Origin of the sequence: Streptomyces sp. rh34 (assembly GCF_002551245.1) — a bacterium.
Classification (GTDB): Bacteria; Actinomycetota; Actinomycetes; order Streptomycetales; family Streptomycetaceae; genus Streptomyces.
In genome coordinates, this window is sequence record NZ_NTGZ01000019.1 from 1 (window position 1) to 19,778 (window position 19,778).

A 19,778-nucleotide genomic window follows, 5' to 3' on the forward strand; every position below is an offset into this window, starting at 1 on the left:
GCCCGGACGGGTCGGACCCGGCCCCGTAGACCCCTCCGCGCTCCGCGGGCCACGGCACGGCCAGCGGAGCGTCATCGTCTCGCCGCTCCCCCGCTTCGGTGGTTCTCGGCCACTCCCCAGCCCTCGCGATTTAGGTTAGCCTTACCTAAAGTGACCTTTTGGGCAGTGGGCCGGGGCGCCGGGGCGAGGCAGGAGACACCGTGGGGCATGGCTGGGAAGGCGTCGTTCTCAAACTGTTCCGGGGGCGTGACTTCACCTTCACGGTGACCGGCACGGAACAGGTCACGGACCGCTTCCGCCGGGTGCACGCGACCGATGGCGGGCTGCTCGCCGCGACCGGCGGGGCCCACCCGACGATGTGGGTGCGGCTGTGGTTCGAGAAGGACGGCAAGCCGCATCAGCGCGCCTACACCTTGGTGGACCCCGACCCGGAGACGGGCACGTTCGCCCTGGAGTTCGCCCTGCACGCGGGACCCGCCTGCGACTGGGCGACGACCGTCGAGATCGGCGGGACGATCGACGCGACGCTCCAGGGCACCGGCTTCACGCTGCCCGATCCGGCGCCCTCGCGGCTCTTCGTGATCGGTGACGCGGCGGCGCTGCCCGCGATCAACTCCCTGCTGGACGCGGTCCCGTCGACCCCGGCGACGATCTGGTTCGAGACCGCGCACGAGGAGGACCGGAAACTGCCGTTCCGCCTGGACGAGGCCCACCACACCCTGCACCACGTGGAGCGCGCCGAGGCGGGCGCGCGGCTCGTCTCCGAGGTGCGGGCGGCCCTGCCGGAGCTGCTGGGCGAGGACCACACGGACGCGTACGTCTGGGTCGCGTGCGACACGGCGACCACCCGGACCCTGTCGGCGTACCTCCGCAAGGAGCTGGGCCTGCCCAAGGACCGGGTGAACGCGCTGGGTTACTGGCGGCCGTAGGGGCCGGCCGCTGCGGCGACGGGGCGGCCCCGGGGATTCCGGGGGCCGCTGCGGCGCCGGGGCGGTCCCGGGGATTCCTGCCGCTTCCGGCGCTCGCCGTGCGCGCCTACGCGCCGCCCCTGGACCGCAGCGACCTGCGCAGCAGGATGCCGCCGATTCCCACCAGGCTCGGAAACCCGCTCTTCGGCATGGCCACCGTGCCCACCACGCCGACGGCGGCCAGGGCGATGCCCGCCGCGCGCTGGGCCGGGATGTCGTCGTACTCCTCCGCCGAGCGCAGCAGCCGGCCGCCCAGCCACAGAGTGGGGGCGGCGGCCATGAACCAGAAGGCGGCGGCACGGTCGCCCCGGTCGGGCACGGAGTCGACCACGTCCCGTCCCAGGTCGGCGAGCACGTCGCGGTAGATCACCGCGCCGATGGCGCCGTGGGCGATTCCGACCACCTGGAGCCAGCGCCCCATCGAACGTCGCGTCATGGCCTCAGCGTACGGGCCCCGCACGGCCCGACGGGGTCAGTCCTCGACCACGAGGGCCGGGGTCTCCTTCGTCAGGACCTCGCCCCGGAAGAACGCCGGACTGCGGCGCTCCATCGCGACCATGAGCACCACGCCGAGGAGCAGCAGCCCGACCCCGATGACGAACACCGACCCGACGCCGAGGACCGAGGATCCGGAGCCGTACGCCGGGTCCCACATGTCGTAGAGGGTCTTGGCGAAGACGGCGGCGAGCAGAGCGCCGCCGAGCAGCGGGAAGAGGCCCTTGAAGACCAGGTCCCGGGCGGAGCGGGTCAGTTCGGCGCGGAAGTACCAGACGCAGGCGAAGGCGGTCAGCGCGTAGTAGAAGCAGATCATGAGGCCGAGCGCGTAGATGGTGTCGACCAGGACGTGCTCGCTGACCAGGGTCATCACGGTGTAGAAGACGCCGGTGCCGATGCCCGCCGTGATCGTCGCCCGGCCAGGGGTTTTGAAGCGGGGGTGGACCTTGGCGTACGAGGCCGGCATCGCCTCGTACGCGGACATCGCGAGCACCGTGCGGGCGACCGGGATGAACGTGGTCTGGAGGCTGGCGGCGGCCGAGGCGAGGACGGCGACGAAGAGCAGCACGCCGAGGCCGGGGCCCATCACCGGCCCGGCGAGGGCGGCGAAGACGTTGTCGGAGGTCTCCGGGTTGGCGAGGCCGAGTCCGGAGGTGCCGGAGCCGACGGCCATCTGCGCGGCGATGCCGGTGGCGAGGTAGGAGCCGACCAGGACGACCATCGCGATGAGGGCCGCGCGGCCGGGGGTCTTCTCGCTGCCGGTGGTCTCCTCGTTGGCGGTCAGACAGGCGTCCCAGCCCCAGAACATGAAGATCGAGAGGGACAGCCCGGCCGTGAAGGCCGCGAAGGACTGGACGGCGAAGGGGTTCAGCCAGGACCAGGAGAAGTCGAGCGAGGACGCGAAGTCCGGCCCGTCGCCGCCCGCCTTGGCCAGGGCCATCGCCACGAACACGGCGAGGACGGCCAACTGGAGCCCGACCAGGGCGTACTGGATTCCCTTGGTGGCGGTCATCCCCCGGTAGCTGATGGCGGTGGCGACGGCGATGAGAACCAGGCAGGTGAGGATGTGGACCGGCTTGCTGTCGTCCAGGGCGGCGACCGACGCGCTGCCGGTGATCTCCCCCGCGAGCAGCCAGAAGTACGAGGTGGCGACGCCCGCCAGATTGGACAGCACGATGATCGTCGCGATCACCAGGCCCCAGCCGCACATCCAGCCGACGCGCGGGCCGAACGCCTTCACCGTCCAGGTGAAGGAGGTGCCGCAGTCCGGCATCGCCCGGTTCAGCTCGCGGTAGGCGAAGGCCACGAGCAGCATCGGCAGGAATCCGGCCAGGAAGACGGCGGGCATCTGCACGCCGACCTCTCCGGCGGTGGAGCCGAGGGTGGAGGTCAGGCAGTAGACGGGGGCGACGGTGGAGACGCCGATGACGGCGCTGCCCATGAGGCCGACGGAGTTCCCGCCGAGCCCCTTGCCGCGTACGCCGCCACGGCCGTCACCGCCGTCGGCCGGGGCGCTTCCCCGTACCGTGTCTCCGGCCCGTGGCCGCGCGTCCAGCTGAGTCATGAGGAGGACGCTATGCGCTGCGATATCCACATCCGGAGCGTGAGACTCCAACGTCTCACCCTTGGATATATCAGCCAACTCCCCGTGAACACTTCATCAATTCAAGGTCACATTCACATGGAACCTTGCATTGCATGCCGCTCGACCGAGCCTGACGGCGTACGGTAATCGCAGCACAGTCCGCTTTGTGACGATTCAAAATTTTCCCGTGGCCCGGGGAAGCGACCTCAGCCGGGCCAGACGATCGCCTGCGTCTCGCTGTAGGCGCGCAGTGCGTACGAGCCCACGTCCCGCCCCACTCCGCTCCTCTTGAAACCGCCGAACGGGGCTTCCATGTTCCGCCCGACCGTGTTGACGCCGACCCCGCCCGCGCGCAGCCGGCGGGCGACGCGGAACGCGCGGGCCACGTCGCCGGACCACACGTAGTCGATGAGGCCGTAGTCGCTGTCGTTGGCCAGGGCGACGGCCTCCTCCTCGTCGTCGAAGGGGACGACCACCACGACCGGTCCGAATATCTCCTCGCGGACGACCCGCATGTCGGGCGTGCAGCCGGCGAGGAGGGTGGGGGCCACGTAGAAGCCCCGGTCCAGGTGGCCGGGGCGGGCGCCGCCCGTGACGACCCGCGCGCCTTCCTTCCGGCCCAGCTCCACGTACGCCTCGACGCGGTCGCGGTGGGCCGCGGAGATGACCGGGCCGACCACGGTGGCCCGGTCGGCCGGGTCGCCGACGGTGAGCCGGTCCGCGTACGCGGCCAGCGCGGCGATCAGCTCGTCCTGGCGGGACCGTTGGACGAGGACGCGGGTCGGGGCCGTACAGATCTGTCCGCTGTAGAAGGAGAACGTCGTGCCGATGCCCGCGACCGCCGCGTCCAGGTCCGCGTCGTCGAGGACGAGCGCGGCGCCCTTGCCGCCCAGCTCCATCAGCTGCCGCTTCATCCCGCGCCCGCACACCTCCGCGATGCGCTGCCCGACGGCGGTGGACCCGGTGAAGCTGACCATGTCGACGTCCCCGGAGTCCACAGCCGCCTCCCCCACCTCCGCGCCCGACCCCGTGACGACGTTCACGACGCCCGGCGGAACGCCCGCCTCCGCGAGCACGGCGGCCATCCGGTAGACGGAGAGCGGGTCCTGCGGGGCGGGCTTCACCACGACCGTGTTGCCCATCGCGAGCGCGGGCGCGATCTTGCCCGCCGGGTTGGCCCAGGGGTTGTTGTACGAGGTGACGCAGGTGACCACGCCGACCGGCTGGCGTACGGCCAGCGCTCCGAAGACCCCGGCCCGCCCCATCGGCCCGGCCTCGTTGATCTGAGGTGCGACGGCCTCCTCGACGGGCTCCAGGGCCCCCTTCGCGTACCGCCGGAAGCGCGCGACGCCCACCGCGACCTGCATGCCACGGGCGGTGGAGGCGGTGGCCCCGCTCTCCGCGCGGGCGACCTCGGCGTGCGCGAGGAAGTCGCGCTGGACGAGGTCCGCCGCCCGGTCCAGGATCGTGGCACGCTCCTCGGGCCGGGTCCGCGACCAGGGGCCGAAGGCCTCCTTGGCCGCCGCGGCGGCCTCGTACACCTGGGCGCGGCTCGCCTCCGGGGCGAGACCGACGACCTCCTCGGTGGCGGGGTCGATCACCTCGTAGTGGCCGCCGTCGGGTTCGGTCCACGCGCCGCCGATGAAGAGCCTGCCGGGGCTGCTGCCGCTCACGCGGTACTCACCGTCCGGGTGTCACGGCCCGAGCGCAGCACCGCCCCCGGCACCGCCCCCGTCACCTTGTCGTCGCGCAGGGTCTCGATCCCGTTGACGCGTACGGAGACGATCCCGATGGCGCTGGAGTCCAGGCGCGGGCTGTCCCCGGGCAGGTCGTGGACGAGGGTGGCGGGCCCGGCGTCGATGCGCTCGGGGTCGAAGAGGACGAGGTCGGCGTGGAAGCCCTCCTCGATCCGGCCGCGCTCACGCAGCCCGAAGAGCCGGGCGGGGTCGTCGGTGAGCATCTTGACGGCGGCGGTCAGCGGGACGAGCTTGCGCCCGCGCAGACAGTCGCCGAGGAAGCGGGTGGTGTACGGGGCCCCGCACATCCGGTCCAGGTGCGCGCCCGCGTCGGAGCCGCCGAGCATGACGTCCTCGTGCTCCCAGGTCCGCTGCCGCAGCGCCCAGGAGTCCGGGTCGTTGTCGGTGGGCATCGGCCACAGGACCGTACGCAGGTCGTCGGCCGCGCAGATCTCGACCAGGCAGTGGAAGGCGTCCTGGCCGCGTTCGGCGGCGATGTCGTTGACGACCCGCCCGCCGAGCCCCTCGTTGGCGGCGCTGTAGGTGTCCCCGATGACGTACCGGCCGAAGTTGGCGAGCCGCCGGAAGACCCCGGCCTCCTTGCTGTCGGCGCGGCGCAGCATCTCGGCGCGGGTGCCGGCGTCCCGGAGGCGTTCGATGCGCTCGGGGACGGGAAGGGCGAGGATCTCGCCCCAGCCGGGGATGAGGTTGAGGGCGCAGAAGGTGCCGAGCGACATGTTCATGGGCGTCAGGATCGGCATGGTGAGGGCCACGATCCGGCCGCCGGCGCGGCGGGCGCGCTCGCTGGGGACCAGCTGGCGCGGTACGCGTTCGGGGACGGCGGCGTCGATGGTGAGGACGTTCCAGTTGAGCGGGCGTCCGGCCGCGGCGGTCATGTCGACGAGGAGGTCGATCTCCTCGTCGGAGAACTGGTCCAGGCACCCGGCGACGATCGCTTCGAGCTGGGTCCCCTCGTGCTCGCCGACCGCGCGGGAGAGGGCGAGCAGCTCCTCCGGCCGGGCGTGCCGGGAGGCGACGGGCTCGCCGTCGCCGTCGGTGTGGGTGGAGGACTGGGTGGTGGAGAGCCCCCAGGCCCCGGCGTCCATCGCGTCGTGGAAGAGGGCGAGCATGGCGTCCAGCTGGGCCGGGGTGGGCTGCCCGCCGACCGCGTCGGCGCCCATGACGTGCCGCCGCAGGGCGCAGTGCCCGACCATGAACCCGGCGTTGACGGCGATGCGCCCTTCGAGGGCGTCGAGGTACTCGCGGAAGGTGGACCAGGTCCAGTCGACGCCTTCCTCCAGCGCGGCGAGCGCCATGCCTTCGACCCGCGACATCATCCGCCGGGTGTAGTCGGCGTCCTCGGGCCGGTCGGGGTGGAGCGGGGCGAGGGTGAACCCGCAGTTGCCGCCCGCGACGGTGGTGACGCCGTGGTTCATGGAGGGGGTGGCGTAGGGGTCCCAGAAGAGCTGGGCGTCGTAGTGGGTGTGCGGGTCGACGAAGCCGGGGGCGAGGACGAGCCCGTCGGCGTCCTCGCCGGTGACGGCCTCTTCGGTGATCGTCCCCGGCTCGGCGACGACGGCGATCCGGCCGCCCCGGATACCGACGTCGGCGGTGTACGCGGGCCCGCCGGTGCCGTCCACGACGGTCGCGCGGCGGATGAGGTGGTCGAGCATGACGGTTCCCTTCTCGGGGTTCCTTCTCCGGCTCGGGTGGCACAGCTCGGGTGTGTGGGACAGCCGGGGTGCGCACGCTCTCGGCCGCGGTGCGCACCCCGGCTCATCAGGGCGGCGGTCCGGGAAGACGCCGCCCGGCCTGTCCGGCCCCGCGGGCGTGTGAGGCGCGCCCGAGCCCAGGGCTCAGCCTCACCGGCGGACAGAGGCTGCGGGTGGCCGTTTCCAGCCCCGCCGGCGTTTGAGGCGCGGGGCTCGGGGCGGAGCCCCGACGTGGGCCTCAATCCGTGGCGGCCCGGAACCGCGTGGTCCGGTGCACGGGATCCGTGTCGATCTGCGGAATCACGTGCTCCCCGATCAGCCGAATCGTGTTCATCGTGTCCTCGGGACTGATCCCGATCGGCAGCCCGAAGCTCAACTGGTCCGCCCCCGCCCGGTCCCACCGCCGGCACTGCTTCAGCACCTCGTCGGGGTCCCCGCAGATCATCAGCTCCTCCGCGATGAGCAGCTCGACGATCTCCTCGGTGTACTCCGGCAGCAGCTGCGGCCACTCCGGTATCCCCTCGGGCCGGGGGAACGTGTCGTGGTAGCGGAACAGCAGCGACTGGAGGTAGTTGAGCCCGCCGCCGACCGCGATCTCCACCGCCTCGGCGTGCGTCTCGGCGCAGATCGCGGTGGACGTCACCATCACGTTGTCGTTGACGAAGGCGCCCACCGGCTCGGCGTCCTTGACCGCGTTCTTGTAGGACTCGACGACCCACTCCATGTCGGAGACCTTCTGCACGCTGAAGCCCAGCACGCCGAGCCCCTTCTTCCCCGCCATGGCGTACGAGGACGGCGACCCGGCCGCGTACCACATGGCCGGGTGGGACTTCCCGTACGGCTTCGGAAGGATCTTGCGCGGCGGGAGGGACCAGTGCTTGCCCTGGAAGCCGACGTACTCGTCCTGGAGCCACATCTTGGGGAACTCGGCGATCGTCTCCTCCCACAGCTCCTTGGTGTGGTTCATGTCGGTGATGCCCGGCATGAACCCGAGGATCTCGTGGCTGCCCGCCCCGCGTCCGGTGCCGAACTCGAAGCGCCCCTCGGAGAGATGGTCGAGCATCGCGACCTTCTCGGCGACCTTCACCGGATGGTTGACGGGCGCGAGCGGGTTGAAGATGCCGGAGCCGAGGTGGATGCGCTCGGTGGCGTGCGCGAGATAGCCGAGGTACACGTCGTTGGCGGAGAGGTGCGAGTACTCCTCCAGGAAGTGGTGCTCGGAGGCCCAGGCGTACTTGAAGCCGGACTTGTCCGCCTGGATGACGTACTCGGTCTCCTCGATCAGCGCCTTGTGCTCTGCCTCGGGGTCCACCTTGGCACGCGCGGCGGGCACGTACCCCTGAACAAAGAGCCCGAATTCCACGGAGGTTCACCGTCCTCAAGTTCTTCATGTGCTTCCGGCAACTTTTCTGACGCATCGTCAGATCGTGATGCGACCGACTGTTCCACCGCCACCGCGACCCGTCAATACCTGACGTCGCGTCAGAAAGGGCTGACCCCGGCCAGCCATCCCCCGTCGATGACGAACGGCTGCCCGGTGATGTACGAGGAGTCCTGCGAGGACAGGAACAGGACCAGCGCGGCGACCTCCTCGGGCCGGCCGATCCGCCCCATCGGCACGAGCTTGCGGTAGTACGCGTCCAGGGCGGCGCCGGACGCCGACAGGTCGGCGTCCGCGTCCAGCAGGGCCGGGTTGCTCATCGCGGTGTCGACGGCCCCCGGACAGACGGCGTTGACCCGGATGCCCTTCCCCGCCAGCTCCATGGCGGCGACCTTGGTGAGCCCCAGCACGGCGTGCTTGGTCGCGGCGTACGCGCCCACCAGGGGCATGCCGGTCAGACCGGTGTACGAGGACGTGTTGACGATCGTCCCGCCGCCCGCGGCCTCGATCTCGGGCGCGACGGCGCGTATCCCGAGGAACGCCCCCGTCATATTGACCCGCACCACCTGCTCGAACTCCCCCAGCGGGGTGTTGACCAGCTCGTTGAAGCGCAGGATGCCCGCGTTGTTGACGAGCCCGTCGATCTTCCCGTAGGCGTCCTTGGCCACGGCGACGGCGGCGGCCCAGTCCTCCTCACTCCCCACGTCCAGCCGGACGAACCGGGCGGCGTCCGCACCGAACTCCTCGCATAGCTCCTTCGCCAGCGCCTCCCCCTGCTCGACCAGCACATCGGCGACGACGACCCGCGCCCCCTCGGCCGCGAAGAGCCGCGCCTCCTGCTCGCCCTGCCCGCGCGCCGCCCCGGTGACCAGGACGACCCGCCCGTCCAGCTTGCCCATGACGCTCTCCCCTACCTGTCGAGACGAGGTGCCACGTCCGCACCGAACGCCGCCATCTGATCGGTCAGTTCGTCCACGCCGCGGCTCCGGAAGCGCACCTGGATCTGGTGCACGCCGATCGCCGCGTACTCCCGCAACGACTCCGCGAGCGCCTCCGGCTTCCCTGTGAGCGTCCGCCGCCCCACGGGCCACGCCGGCTCCCCCACGTACAGCGGCTCGGTGATCGCACCGATGACGATCGACTCCTCGATCCCCGCCTCCTCCCGCAGGGCGTGCACCCGGGCGATCTGCGCGGGCAGCCGGTCCCGGGCACCGCCCTGCGGCAGCCACCCGTCCCCGCGCACGGCGGCCCGGCGGGTGGCGGCGGGCGAGGAGCCGCCCACCCAGATCGGCACCCGTTCCTGGGCCGGCCGGGGCAACTGGCCGAGCCCGCCGAACGAGAACCGCTCTCCCGTGAACTCCGGGTACTCCTCGGGCCCGAGCGCGGCCCGCAGCGCGTCGATGCTCTCGTCGAGGACGCCGCCGCGCCCGTCGAAGTCCGCCCCGACCGCCTCGAACTCCTCCCGCACGTGCCCGGCCCCGACCCCGAGGATCAGCCGCCCTCCGCTGAGGTGGTCGAGGGTGGCGTACTGCTTGGCGGTGACGAGCGGGTGGCGCAGCCCGACGACGGCGACATGGCTCATCAGGAGGACGTGCTCGGTGACCCCGGCGAGAAAGGCGAGCGTGGCGACGGGGTCGTACCAGACGGTGCTCATGCCCTCGGCGAGCCGCCGGGGGATGGCGACATGGTCGCAGCCGGCGATGTAGGCGAAGCCGCCGTGATCGGCGGCGCGGGCGACCCGGACGAGATCCGCGGGGGTCGCCGCAGCCTCCCAGGGTTCCGCGTAGAGGGCGCTCTGCGACTGGACCGGTAGCTGCATCCCGTACGACAGCGGCCCGCTGGGCAGTAGCGGCACGGCGGCCTCCTTCCCCTCCGGCCCGGGACGGTCCCGCCCCGGACGACGGCCGCCATCGTCATACCTGACGGGCCATCAGACAAGGGGTGGGGGCACATCGGGGCGCATCCGCGACGGTGACCGATGAGTTTCGCCGCCGGGAACGGTCATGAGTGGCAGGCAGGACAAAGCGGGCGGCCGGAGCGGCCCGGCCCGCACACGGCACGCACTATCGGCAGAGCAAGGGAAACAACGATGACACCCCCCACGAACGACGACACCACGGGCATCACCACCGACACCACCACCGACGGAAACACCGACACCCCGGGCATCACGGGCCTCGGGGTCGTCATCGGCAGCACCGACTCCGCCGCCCTGATCGCCTGGTACCGCGCCGCGCTGGAGCCCCTGGGCGCCCGCTGGGCGGAACATCTGCTGATCGTCGGCCCCGGGGCGATCATCGGGTTCGACGAACGGGACGACGTGGCGGACAAGGCCGCCGAACCGGGCCGGCAGCTGATCAACCTCACCGTGCGCGACATCCGGGCGGCCGAGAAGCACCTCAACACACTCGGGGTGACCTGGGTGCGGCCGGTCGAGGACACCGGGGACGGCTGGTTCTTCTCCACGATCGTGGACCCGGTGGGCAACTACCTCCAGATCCTCCAGGGCCCGGGAACACCCTGAATCCCCTCCTCCGCACGGGCCACGAAGGCGGGCGTCATCCGCTCCGCCGGGACAGCCGGTCGAGCTGCGACCTGTCAGGCTGCTGCGGGTGCGGGGCGGAAGGTGCGGCGGTATGCCTGGGGTGTGACCCCGATGGCGGCATGAAGGTGCTGGCGCAGGGAGACACCGGTGCCGAGTCCGGCGCGTTCGGCGACCAGGTCGACGGGCCAGTCAGTGGTCTCCAGCAGGTGCCGGGCCAGGTCGACGCGCTGGCGGACGAGCCACTGACCGGGGCTGGTGCCGACCTCGCCGCGGAAGCGACGGGTGAAGGTGCGCACGCTGACGTTGGCGTGGGCGGCCATGTCGGCCAGGGTGACGGGTTCAGCGAGGTGTTCCATGATCCACGCCTGTGTGGGGGCGGTGCCCGGGGCGGCGGGGTCGGGGACGGGGCGCTGGATGTACTGGGCCTGACCGCCGTCGCGCCAGGGCGGCACGACGCAGGAGCGGGCGACCTCGTTGGCGATCTCGCTGCCGTGGTCGCGGCGAACGATGTGCAGGCACAGGTCGATGCCGGCGGCGACCCCGGCAGAGGTGAGGATCTCGCCGTCGTCGATGAAAAGGACGTCGGGGTTGATGCGCGCGGTGGTGAACATGCGCTGCAGGCGGTCGGCTTCGCGCCAGTGGGTGGTGGCGGGCCGGCCGTCGAGCAGTCCCGCGGCGGCCAGCACGTAGGTTCCGGTGCAGATCGCCACGATCCGGGTCCCCGGGCGGATGGCCGCCATGGCCTCGCCCAGCGTGTCGGGCAGACGGCCCTCCTCGCGGACGGGGCCCAGCGCGTGGGAGGGCGGGATGACGACGGTGTCGACGGCGGCCAGCAGGGAGGCGTCGTGGGAGACGGTGAGCTGGTAGTCGGCCTCGGTGCGGACGGGGCTGCCGTCCAGGCTGCACGTGGTCACGGAGTAGAGCCGGTTGCCCGTGCCGTCGCGAGCCGCGCCGAAAATCCGCGCGGGGATGCCGAGCTCGAAGGGAACGACGCCTTCCAGGGCCAGAACGCCAACGTGATGCATGGCCCGATTCTTTCATTTCATGGCCATCGGGCCACTACTGGGGGGCTTTCCGCCCAGGCACTCTGAGGACGTGCCCAGGAGAAACGGCACGAACGACGAGAAGCGCACTGCTGAAAAGAGCACGTCATCATGGACCAGGCCACCAGCCCCTCGACCATGCGCGCCGTCTCCCAGGACGCCGCCGGAGCCCCGGGGGTCCTCAAGGTCGTCGAGGCGCGGCGGCCCGTCGCGGGCCTGGGCGAGATCCTGGTGCGGGTGCACGCGGCAGGCGTGAACCCGACCGACTGGAAGACCCGCGAGCGCGGCGTGTTCGCCACCGGGGCCAGGCCGCCGTTCACCCTGGGCTTCGACGTCGCCGGGGTGGTCGAGGCGGTCGGCGGCGGGGTGACCCTCTTCGAGGCCGGCGACGCGGTGTTCGGGATGCCGCGCTTCCCGCACCCGGCGGGCGCCTACGCCGAGTACGTCGCCGCCCCGGCCCGGCACTTCGCCCCGCGCCCCGATGGCCTGGACCACATCCAGGCCGGCGCTCTGCCGCTGGCCTCGCTGACCGCCTGGCAGGCCCTGGTGGACACCGCGAACGTCCGGCCCGGCGAACGCGTCCTGATCCACGCCGCCGCCGGAGGCGTCGGCCACCTGGCCGTGCAGATCGCCAAGGCCCGCGGCGCCTACGTCATCGGCACCGCCGGCGCGGCCAAGCACGAGCTGCTGCGCTCGTTGGGCGCCGACGAGCTGATCGACTACCGCACCCAGGACTTCGCCGAGACCCTCCGCGACGTCGATGTCGTCCTGGACACCCTCGGCGGCCCCACCTGGGCCCGGTCCCTGCGAACGCTGCGGCGGGGCGGCACGCTGATCTCGATCCTGCCGCTGGACGACACCTTCCCCGCCGAGGAGGCCGAGGCGGCCGGAGTGCGGGCGGTGTTCATGCTCGTCGAGCCCGACCATGCGGGGTTGCGCGAGGTCACCTCCCTGGTCGAGGGCGGCCGCCTGCGCGTGATGGTCGACGCGGTCTTCCCCCTCGAAGAAGCCGTTCGGGCCCACACGCTGGGTGAGACCGGCCGCACCACCGGCAAGATCGTCCTCTCCGTCACCCCCTGACCCGCCCCGCGGCTTCTGCCCGGCGGCAGCCATGCCGCCGGTTCCCCAGCCTGCGTCGGGCGGCCCCGATCCCACCCGCACCACCACACAGAACGGAATCACCATGAGCACCACCACCCCGGCCGGCACCCGTGACGTTGTCGACGCGTTCTTCGCCCGCTTCGGCGCAGGCGACATGCCCGCCCTGCTGGACCTGTTCGCCGACGGCGTCGACTTCCACGTCGGCGGCGCTCCCCACGTCCCCTGGGCCGGCAGCCGCACCGGCAAGGACGACATCGCCGCGTTCTTCGCCTCCTTCGGCCAGCACCTCACCCCCGCACAGGAGTACGTCGTCGCCACGACCGTCGTCGACGGCGACCACGCCGTGGTCATCGGCCACAACCGCTTCGGGGTCCTGGCCACAGGCAAGACCTTCACCAACCACTTCGCCCTCCACATCACCGCAGCCGACGGCAGGATCACCGGCTACCGCATGTACGAGGACAGCCACGCCATCAGCGAAGCCTTCGCCGTCTGACCACGTGCTGCCCGGGCGCCGGCAAGAAGTCCTCGGTGCCTGGCACACCTCGGATCGTCCGTCCGCCGCTCAGCAGTCCGGGATCACCGCCCCGTTGTTGTCGCGGGCCTCGTCGTTGCCCCAGCGGGAGAGGTAGTACGCGGAGACGTACGCGTTGCGGCCGTTCTTGCCCGCGTACACCGTGTCCAGGTCGGTGCGCAGCCACCAGTGGTTGAACTGGGTGGCCGTGCCGGCCCGCTCTCCCCACACCTTGCAGTACACGTAGTTCGTACCGGCGTTCAGGACGCCCTGGGCGTCGGCCGTGTTCGGGGCGGCGTAGCCGGTGGCGTTGGCGAAGGTGTCGACCCAGTGCTTTCCGCCGCCACCGCAACCGTTGTCGCTGGTCAGGTACTTGCTGTAGTACGAGCCGGGATACGGGGCGAGCGACTGGCCGTTGATCACGATGTTCTGGCCGACGCCGTTGTACAGCTGCTCGTAGTGGATGTGGGCGCCGGAGCTGTTCCCGGTGGAGCCGGTGGTGCCGATCTGCTGGCCCTGGCCGATCTGGGCCCCGTTGGCGACGGAGAACGCGGCGAGGTGGAAGTAGTACGTCTTCCAGCCGCCGCCGTGCTCGATCGCGATGTAGTTGCCCGCACCGCTCGGCTGGGAGTAGCGGTAGGCGGTTCCGGCGGCCGAGGCGAGGACCGGGGAGCCGGCGGTGGCCCCGCCGTCCGTGCGGACGAAGTCGAGAGCCTGTCTGACCTCGGCTGAGTGATGGCTGTACGTCCATTGCTGGCCGCAGGCGTACGGGGCTTTGAAGTTGGGGGCGGCCGCGGCCGGGCTCGCGGCCGCGGTGACGGTGAGCAGTCCTCCGAGGAGCGCCAGCAGGGCCAGCAGACTGGTACGGGTCGAGCGCATGGGCGGGGAATCCTCCGGGTCGACAGCCGGGCAGCGGAGTGCGGAGCGCGAGATACGAAGTACCAAGTGCCGGTGTCTCTACGCGAGTTGAACGGACACCAGGGTGCCGCAACTTCCGGCGGAGGGACAGACCTCGCGGGGGGCTTCTCTGGGACCTCCAGGGTGCTTCAAGAGACTCCGGAGTGCTTCCGGGGTGCCGCTCCTCGGCGGGCCCCCGGCCCGGCTTCACCCGGCGGAGTGGAGTCGGCTGCCCGCAGGGGTGGTCCGGCCTCGCCATGCACGGATCCCGTGGTGGTGTGCCGAACCATGAGCGCATGTCACTGAACAGCCTGCGTTCGCTGGCCCGCCGTGTGGTTCCCACACTGCTGGTCGCCCAAGTCGTCTTCCTTCCGCTTCAGTCCGCCTCCGCCGCCGAACACACGGCGCACCCGTGCGCGTCCTCCGCCGGATGCGGTTCGGTCGTCGTCGCGCCCGTCTCGCAGGCGGCCCCGGATCACGGTGACTGCACCAGTCCGGAACCGGTCGTGTGCCTGATCCGGAGCGAGACGCCGCAGGAACGCGAGGTCGCCCGCGCACAGCGGATGCGCTATCACGACCTCCTTGAGGACATGGAACGCACGGAGTGCGCGATGCGCGCCGAAGGGCGCTCGGAGGAGGACATCGCCCGCGCTCTGGTCCAGATGCGCAATGACGCCAAGGACGTCGTCCGCGCCGGCATGACCCCGGAGCAGGTCGCGGAGCTGGAGGCTCGCAACCAGAAGAAGTACGGGAACCCGCTCGGCCCGACGGCGGACCAGCTCTACCTCAAGTACGGCTCCTGGGAGAAGGTCTCCGAAGCCGCCACGCGTTCGAGCGCGGCCGTGGACCGGGAACTCGGTCTGGAGTTCCGCCACTGCTCCTGTGACGTCCTCCGGGCGGCCTGACCGGTCCCGCCCACACCCGGAGCGGGGGCGGGACCGGTGCATGGAGAGTTGAGCACCGCTCTCCTCATGCGGGTGTCGCAGGTGGCGACCGCCTGAGGCTCAAGACCCGCCCCCGCCCTCTCACTTCCGGTACAACGCTTCGATATCCCCCGCGAAGTCCCGCGCGATCGCGTCCCGCTTCAGCTTCAGCGACGGCGTCAGGTGGCCCGCCTCCTCCGTGAAGTCCACGGCCAGGACCGTGAACCTACGGATCGACTCCGCGCGGGAGACCAGGCGGTTGGCCTCGTCGACCGCCTTCTGGAGCGAGGTGCGCAGGTCCTCGTCGTGGACCAGGTCCCGCATCGGGATGTCCTGCTTCTTGGTCATCCGGCGCCAGTGCTGGAGGCCGTCCGGCTCCAGGGTGATCAGGGCGGTGATGAACGAGCGGTTGTCGCCGACGACCATGCACTGGCTGACCAGGGGGTGGGCGCGCAGCCAGTCCTCCAGCGGGGCCGGGGTGACGTTCTTGCCGCCCGACGTGATGATGATGTCCTTCTTGCGGCCCGTGATCGTCAGATAGCCGTCCTCGTCCAGTGCGCCCAGGTCGCCCGTGGGGAACCAGTCGTCCGGCAGGAGCGCCGGGGCCACCTCCGCCCGTTCGCCGTCCCAGTAGCCCCGGAAGACCTGGCCGCCCCTCAGGAGCACCTCGCCGTCGTCCGCGATACGCACCGATGTGCCGGGAAGCGGCCAGCCGACCGTGCCCAGCCGGGGTTTGAGGGGTGGGGTCACCGTGTGGGCGGCCGTGGTCTCCGTGAGTCCGTAGCCCTCGAAGATGCCGATGCCCGCGCCCTCGTAGAACGCGGCGAGCCGGCGGCCCAGCGGGGAGCCGCCGCAGATCACGTACCGGACCCGGCCGCCGAGGGCCGCCCGGATACGGCGGTAGACCAGCGGGTCGTACAGGGCGCGGGCGGCGCGCAGGCCGAGGCCGGGGCCCGGTCCTGTGCCGTGTTCGGCGGCCTCGACCGCCTTCCCGTAGCGCTGGGCTATGCGGGCCGCGCGGTCGAACGATGAGGCCCGGCCCATCTGCTCGGCCGTCGCCCGGCCCGTGTTGTAGACCTTCTCCAGGACGTACGGGATGGCGAGGAGGAAGGTGGGACGGAAGCCGGCCAGGTCGGCGAGAAGGTCCTCCGTCTGGATGGAGGGGGCGTGTCCCAGGCGCACCCTGGCTCGCATGCAGCCGATCGCCACCATGCGGCCGAACACATGCGAGAGGGGGAGGAAGAGGAGCGTGGAGGCCGGGTCCTTCGAGACCGACTTGAAGACCGGGTGGAGGAGTTCGATCGCGTTGTCGACCTCGGCGAAGAAGTTGCCGTGGGTCAGGACGCAGCCCTTCGGGCGGCCCGTGGTGCCCGAGGTGTAGATCAGGGTGGCGGGGGTGTCCGGTTCCAGGGAGGCCCGGCGGGCCGTGACCGCCGCGTCCGGGAGGTCCTTGCCGAGAGCCTTCAGTTGGCCGATCGCCCCGGTGTCGAACTGCCACAGATGCGCCAGGCCGTCGAGCTGCTTGCGCTCCTGGCTGATCACGCGGCCCTGTTCCTTCGACTCCACCGCACACGCCACCGCGCCCGAGTTCTGGAGGATCCAGCGGACCTGGAACGCGGAGGAGGTCGGGTAGATGGGGACCGTCACCAGGCCGGCCGCCCACGACGCGAAGTCCAGCAGCGTCCACTCGTACGACGTCCGGGCCATGATCGCGACCCGGTCCCCCGCCCGCAGCCCTTCCGCCATCAGGCCCTTGGCCACCGCCAGCACCTCGGCGGCGAACTCGGCGGCCGTCACGTCCTGCCACGTGCCCTCGGCGTCCTTGCGGCTGAGCACCGGGTCCGACGGGGCCTGGCGGGCGTTGTCGAACGGGATCTCGGCCAGCGAGCCGCGCTCCACGGCCGGTGCGAACTTCGGTACGGAGACCTCCTGGACCCTCCCGTCGAGGCCTCGCTTCTTCGTCGGCTCGACCAGAACGGGCTTGGCCACGGGGGCGGTTGCGGCAGCGGAAGGTGGCGTTGACACGTGCGGCTCCTCGGTTCGGGGGTCGGGCGGGTCGGTTCGCCGGGTCGTCCGTCCGGCAGGAGGTGCGGAAGTAGCGGGCGGGTCGGTTCGCCGGGGCGTCCGTCCGGCAGGGATGCGGCGAGAGGCGAGCAGGTCAGGGGCGTTCCAGGATGGCGGTCACCCCCTGGCCGCCCGCCGCGCAGATCGAGATCAGTCCCCGGCCCGGTCCGTCCCGCTCCGCGAGGAGCTTGGCCAGGGTGGCGACGATCCGGGCGCCCGTCGCGGCGAAGGGGTGGCCGGTGGCCAGGGAGGATCCGGCCACGTTCAGGCGGGTCCGGTCCACCGGGGCCAGGCCCTGCTGCTCCCAGGCGGCGAGGGTGGCCAGCACCTGGGAGGCGAAGGCCTCGTGGATCTCGTACAGGTCGAAGTCCTCGATCCCCAGCCCGGCCCGCTCCAGCAGGCGCGGCACCGCGTACGCCGGGGCCATGAGAAGGCCGTCGTCGCCGTCCACGTGGTCCACGGCCGCCGTCTCGTACAGGGAGAGGTAGGCGAGCGGTTCCAGGCCCCGCTCCCGCGCCCACTCCTCCGTCGCCAGCAGGACGGTCGCCGCCCCGTCCGTCAGCGGGGTCGAATTGCCCGCTGTCATGGTGGGGTTGAGGCCGGATACTCCGAACACCGGCGTGAGCGTCGCCAGTTTCTCGACCGTTGATCCCGGGCGGAGGTTCTGGTCGCGGTCCAGGCCCCGGTACGGAACCAATAGGTCGTCCAGGAAGCCTCGTTCGTACGCGGCCGCCAGGCGCTGGTGGCTCGTGGCGGCCAGCAGGTCCTGGTCCTGGCGGCTCACCGCCCAGCGGCGGGCGGTGACGGCGGCGTGCTCGCCCATCGACAGGCCGGTGCGGGGTTCGGCGTTGCGCGGGATGTCCGGGACGAGGTGGCGGGGGCGGACGGCGGCGAGTGCCCTCAGGCGGGCTCCCGTCGTCTTCGCCCGGCGGGCGGCGAGCAGGATGCGGCGCAGTTCGTCGTTGACGCCGAGCGGAGCGTCGCTGGTGGTGTCGGAGCCGCCCGCGACGACCGAGTCGACCGACCCGAGCGCGATCGTGTTCGCGGCGGCGATCACCGCCTGGAGGCCCGTGCCGCACGCCTGCTGGATGTCGTACGCCGGGGTGCGCGGGTCGAGCGCGGAGCCGAGGACCGTCTCCCTCGCCAGGTTGAAGTCGCGGCTGTGCTTGAGGACCGCGCCCGCGACGAACGCCCCGAGCCGGTCCCCGGCCAGTCCGTACCGGTCCACGAGGCCGTCGAGCGCGGCCGTCAGCAGGTCCTGGTTGGAGGCGGTCGCGTACGGGCCGTCGGATCGGGCGAAGGGAGTACGGCTGCCGCCGATGACCGCGACGCGGCGCGGCTGCGGCAGGGCGAGGGGAATCGACGGGCGCGGTGTCGTCACCGTGACCATCTCGTCTCGGTCGGTCCGGGATTGTTCATCTCGACCATCTCCTGACTCCTAAGTAACCTTACTCAAGAGTAAATCTACGACCGAGCAGGGAGTCAGGACAATGGCCGATCGCTATCTGCACCTCACCGGCACAGCACCCGGCCGCTTCCTCACCCGGCGGCTCGGCCTGCCGCAGCCCGCCCCGCTGCGCCGCTGGACCCTTCAGACCCCGCACCTGGACGGGCCGCTGCTGCACCTGACCGCCGGGACATCGACGATGGGGGGCGGCCTGGCGAAGGTGCTGGCCACGACCGGACTCACCGTCGAGGCGCGGGCGGCGCGGCCCGCCGGGATCGTCCTGGACGCCACGGGGGTCGCCTCCGCCCAGGGCCTCGCCGAGGTGCACGCCGCCCTCCATCCCGTCGTACGGTCGCTGGCTCCCGGTGGCCGGATCGTCGTCCTCGGCACGCCGCCGACCGTAGAGGACCACCATCAGGCCGCTGCCCAGCAGGCGTTGGAGGGTTTCGTCCGGTCGCTGGGCAAGGAGGTCGGGCGGGGCTCCACGGTCCAGCTCCTGCGGCTCCCGGCCGACGGGACGCCGGAAGCCGCCGAGTCCACCCTCCGTTTCCTCCTCTCCCCCCGGTCCGCGTACGTCAGCGGCCAGGTGATCGAGCTGACCTCCGCCACCCCGGGCTCCGTACCCGACTGGGCCGCCCCGCTCGCCGGCCGCACCGCCCTGGTCACGGGCGCGGCCCGGGGCATCGGCGCGTCCGTCGCCTCGGTGCTCGCCCGCGACGGGGCCCAGGTGATCGTGCTGGACGTCCCCGGGGCCCAGGACGACCTGGTGCGCACCGCCGACCGGCTCGGGGCCACCGCGCTGCCGCTGGACATCACCGCCCCCGACGCCGCGGCCCGCATCGCCGCCGCCGCACCGGACGGGCTCGACGTCCTCGTCCACAACGCGGGCATCACCCGCGACCGCCGCCTCGCCAACATGCCCGCCGAACGCTGGGCCCAGGTCATCGCGGTCAACCTCGACAGTGTGCTCCGCACCACCGACGAGCTCCTGGCCTCGGGCGCCCTGAACCGGGGCGGCCGGATCGTCGCCACCGCCTCCATCGCGGGCATCGCGGGCAACGACGGCCAGACCAACTACGCGGCCAGCAAGGCGGGCGTCATCGGCCTCGTCCGCTCGCTCGGACCACGCGCCGCCGCCGAGCACGGTGTCACCGTCAACGCGGTGGCCCCCGGCTTCATCGAGACGAGGATGACCGCCGCCGTGCCCTTCCTCATCCGTGAGGCGGGCCGCCGCATGAACTCCCTCTCCCAGGGCGGGCTTCCGGCCGACGTCGCCGAGGCCGTCGCCTGGTTCGCCCAGCCCGCCTCGGGGGCCGTCAACGGCCAGGTGCTGCGCGTCTGCGGGCAGAGCCTGCTGGGGGCGTGAG

Annotated in this window: 17 protein-coding genes; 6 read left to right on the top strand and 11 right to left on the bottom strand. The window is 71.8% G+C overall.

The genetic code is table 11. The features are described 5' to 3' along the window. Window positions 1-200 precede the first annotated feature (200 nt). Window positions 201-929 (top strand): siderophore-interacting protein, encoded by a 729-nt coding sequence (locus CR470_RS06625; protein ID WP_097866651.1) that lies wholly within the window; start codon window positions 201-203, stop codon window positions 927-929. 106 nt (window positions 930-1,035) lie between these two features. Here the strand turns inward: CR470_RS06625 and CR470_RS06630 are convergent, their stop codons facing one another. The 7 genes from CR470_RS06630 to CR470_RS06660 all read right to left on the bottom strand — a co-directional run bounded on the left by CR470_RS06630 (window position 1,036) and on the right by CR470_RS06660 (window position 9,732). Next, window positions 1,036-1,404: a DUF6463 family protein gene (locus CR470_RS06630; RefSeq protein ID WP_097866652.1), complete on the bottom strand. Its 369-nt coding sequence runs from the start codon at window positions 1,402-1,404 to the stop codon at window positions 1,036-1,038. 36 nt (window positions 1,405-1,440) lie between these two features. After that, window positions 1,441-3,027: an APC family permease gene (locus CR470_RS06635; RefSeq protein WP_097866653.1), complete on the bottom strand. Its 1,587-nt coding sequence runs from the start codon at window positions 3,025-3,027 to the stop codon at window positions 1,441-1,443. 227 nt (window positions 3,028-3,254) lie between these two features. Beyond that, window positions 3,255-4,721: an aldehyde dehydrogenase family protein gene (locus CR470_RS06640; protein WP_097866654.1), complete on the bottom strand. Its 1,467-nt coding sequence runs from the start codon at window positions 4,719-4,721 to the stop codon at window positions 3,255-3,257. Next, window positions 4,718-6,457: an N-acyl-D-amino-acid deacylase family protein gene (locus CR470_RS06645; RefSeq protein WP_097866655.1), complete on the bottom strand. Its 1,740-nt coding sequence runs from the start codon at window positions 6,455-6,457 to the stop codon at window positions 4,718-4,720. The genes CR470_RS06640 and CR470_RS06645 overlap by 4 nt, the downstream gene beginning before the upstream one ends. Window positions 6,458-6,734: 277 nt before the next feature. Beyond that, entirely contained in the window at window positions 6,735-7,859 is a 1,125-nt protein-coding gene (locus CR470_RS06650) for an LLM class flavin-dependent oxidoreductase (protein WP_097866656.1), read from the bottom strand. Between the two features lie 119 nt (window positions 7,860-7,978). Continuing rightward, complete coding sequence (locus CR470_RS06655) at window positions 7,979-8,776, bottom strand: SDR family NAD(P)-dependent oxidoreductase (RefSeq protein ID WP_097866657.1); 798 nt, start codon at window positions 8,774-8,776, stop codon at window positions 7,979-7,981. Between the two features lie 11 nt (window positions 8,777-8,787). Beyond that, complete coding sequence (locus CR470_RS06660) at window positions 8,788-9,732, bottom strand: TIGR03619 family F420-dependent LLM class oxidoreductase (RefSeq protein WP_097866658.1); 945 nt, start codon at window positions 9,730-9,732, stop codon at window positions 8,788-8,790. Between the two features lie 234 nt (window positions 9,733-9,966). Here CR470_RS06660 and CR470_RS06665 point away from each other — a divergent pair, with 234 nt between their 5' ends. Continuing rightward, window positions 9,967-10,401, top strand: coding sequence for a VOC family protein (locus CR470_RS06665; protein ID WP_257138471.1), 435 nt, complete (start codon window positions 9,967-9,969; stop codon window positions 10,399-10,401). Between the two features lie 74 nt (window positions 10,402-10,475). On the opposite strand, the gene CR470_RS06670 is transcribed toward CR470_RS06665, so the two are convergent. Next, the gene (locus CR470_RS06670) at window positions 10,476-11,447 is read right to left on the bottom strand and encodes a GlxA family transcriptional regulator (RefSeq protein WP_097866659.1); all 972 of its coding nucleotides are present in this window, start codon (window positions 11,445-11,447) and stop codon (window positions 10,476-10,478) included. Window positions 11,448-11,576: 129 nt separating this feature from the next. On the opposite strand from CR470_RS06670, the gene CR470_RS06675 reads away from it, so the two are divergent. Both CR470_RS06675 and CR470_RS06680 read left to right on the top strand, forming a co-directional pair. After that, on the top strand, window positions 11,577-12,545 hold the full coding sequence (locus CR470_RS06675) for an NADP-dependent oxidoreductase (protein ID WP_097866660.1): 969 nt from the start codon (window positions 11,577-11,579) through the stop codon (window positions 12,543-12,545). Between the two features lie 103 nt (window positions 12,546-12,648). After that, window positions 12,649-13,062, top strand: a complete 414-nt coding sequence (locus tag CR470_RS06680) for a nuclear transport factor 2 family protein (RefSeq protein ID WP_097866661.1) — start codon at window positions 12,649-12,651, stop codon at window positions 13,060-13,062. A gap of 69 nt (window positions 13,063-13,131) precedes the next feature. On the opposite strand, the gene CR470_RS06685 is transcribed toward CR470_RS06680, so the two are convergent. Further along, window positions 13,132-13,959, bottom strand: a complete 828-nt coding sequence (locus CR470_RS06685) for a M23 family metallopeptidase (RefSeq protein ID WP_097866662.1) — start codon at window positions 13,957-13,959, stop codon at window positions 13,132-13,134. A 314-nt stretch (window positions 13,960-14,273) separates the two neighbouring features. Here CR470_RS06685 and CR470_RS06690 point away from each other — a divergent pair, with 314 nt between their 5' ends. Next, window positions 14,274-14,882, top strand: coding sequence for a hypothetical protein (locus CR470_RS06690; protein WP_097866663.1), 609 nt, complete (start codon window positions 14,274-14,276; stop codon window positions 14,880-14,882). Between the two features lie 120 nt (window positions 14,883-15,002). Here CR470_RS06690 and CR470_RS06695 read toward each other — a convergent pair whose 3' ends face one another. After that, window positions 15,003-16,925, bottom strand: a complete 1,923-nt coding sequence (locus CR470_RS06695; protein WP_097866664.1) for an AMP-dependent synthetase/ligase — start codon at window positions 16,923-16,925, stop codon at window positions 15,003-15,005. 133 nt (window positions 16,926-17,058) lie between these two features. Next, window positions 17,059-18,354 (bottom strand): acetyl-CoA C-acetyltransferase, encoded by a 1,296-nt coding sequence (locus CR470_RS06700; protein WP_097866665.1) that lies wholly within the window; start codon window positions 18,352-18,354, stop codon window positions 17,059-17,061. A 100-nt stretch (window positions 18,355-18,454) separates the two neighbouring features. Here CR470_RS06700 and CR470_RS06705 point away from each other — a divergent pair, with 100 nt between their 5' ends. Beyond that, window positions 18,455-19,777 carry a 3-oxoacyl-ACP reductase gene (locus CR470_RS06705; protein WP_097866666.1) on the top strand — a complete coding sequence of 441 codons (1,323 nt, stop codon included), beginning with the start codon at window positions 18,455-18,457 and terminating at the stop codon, window positions 19,775-19,777. The last annotated feature ends 1 nt before the right edge of the window (window position 19,778 follow it).

Excerpts from the sequence above, each read along its gene's own strand:
- CR470_RS06675 (WP_097866660.1), top strand. The coding sequence starts at position 11,577 with ATGGACCAGGCCACCAGCCCCTCGACCATGCGCGCCGTCTCCCAGGAC.
- CR470_RS06685 (WP_097866662.1), bottom strand. The coding sequence starts at position 13,959 with ATGCGCTCGACCCGTACCAGTCTGCTGGCCCTGCTGGCGCTCCTCGGA.
- CR470_RS06700 (WP_097866665.1), bottom strand. The coding sequence starts at position 18,354 with ATGGTCACGGTGACGACACCGCGCCCGTCGATTCCCCTCGCCCTGCCG.
- CR470_RS06670 (WP_097866659.1), bottom strand. The coding sequence starts at position 11,447 with ATGCATCACGTTGGCGTTCTGGCCCTGGAAGGCGTCGTTCCCTTCGAG.
- CR470_RS06680 (WP_097866661.1), top strand. The coding sequence starts at position 12,649 with ATGAGCACCACCACCCCGGCCGGCACCCGTGACGTTGTCGACGCGTTC.
- CR470_RS06645 (WP_097866655.1), bottom strand. The coding sequence starts at position 6,457 with ATGCTCGACCACCTCATCCGCCGCGCGACCGTCGTGGACGGCACCGGC.
- CR470_RS06665 (WP_257138471.1), top strand. The coding sequence starts at position 9,967 with ATGACACCCCCCACGAACGACGACACCACGGGCATCACCACCGACACC.
- CR470_RS06635 (WP_097866653.1), bottom strand. The coding sequence starts at position 3,027 with ATGACTCAGCTGGACGCGCGGCCACGGGCCGGAGACACGGTACGGGGA.
- CR470_RS06630 (WP_097866652.1), bottom strand. The coding sequence starts at position 1,404 with ATGACGCGACGTTCGATGGGGCGCTGGCTCCAGGTGGTCGGAATCGCC.
- CR470_RS06705 (WP_097866666.1), top strand. The coding sequence starts at position 18,455 with ATGGCCGATCGCTATCTGCACCTCACCGGCACAGCACCCGGCCGCTTC.
- CR470_RS06690 (WP_097866663.1), top strand. The coding sequence starts at position 14,274 with ATGTCACTGAACAGCCTGCGTTCGCTGGCCCGCCGTGTGGTTCCCACA.
- CR470_RS06655 (WP_097866657.1), bottom strand. The coding sequence starts at position 8,776 with ATGGGCAAGCTGGACGGGCGGGTCGTCCTGGTCACCGGGGCGGCGCGC.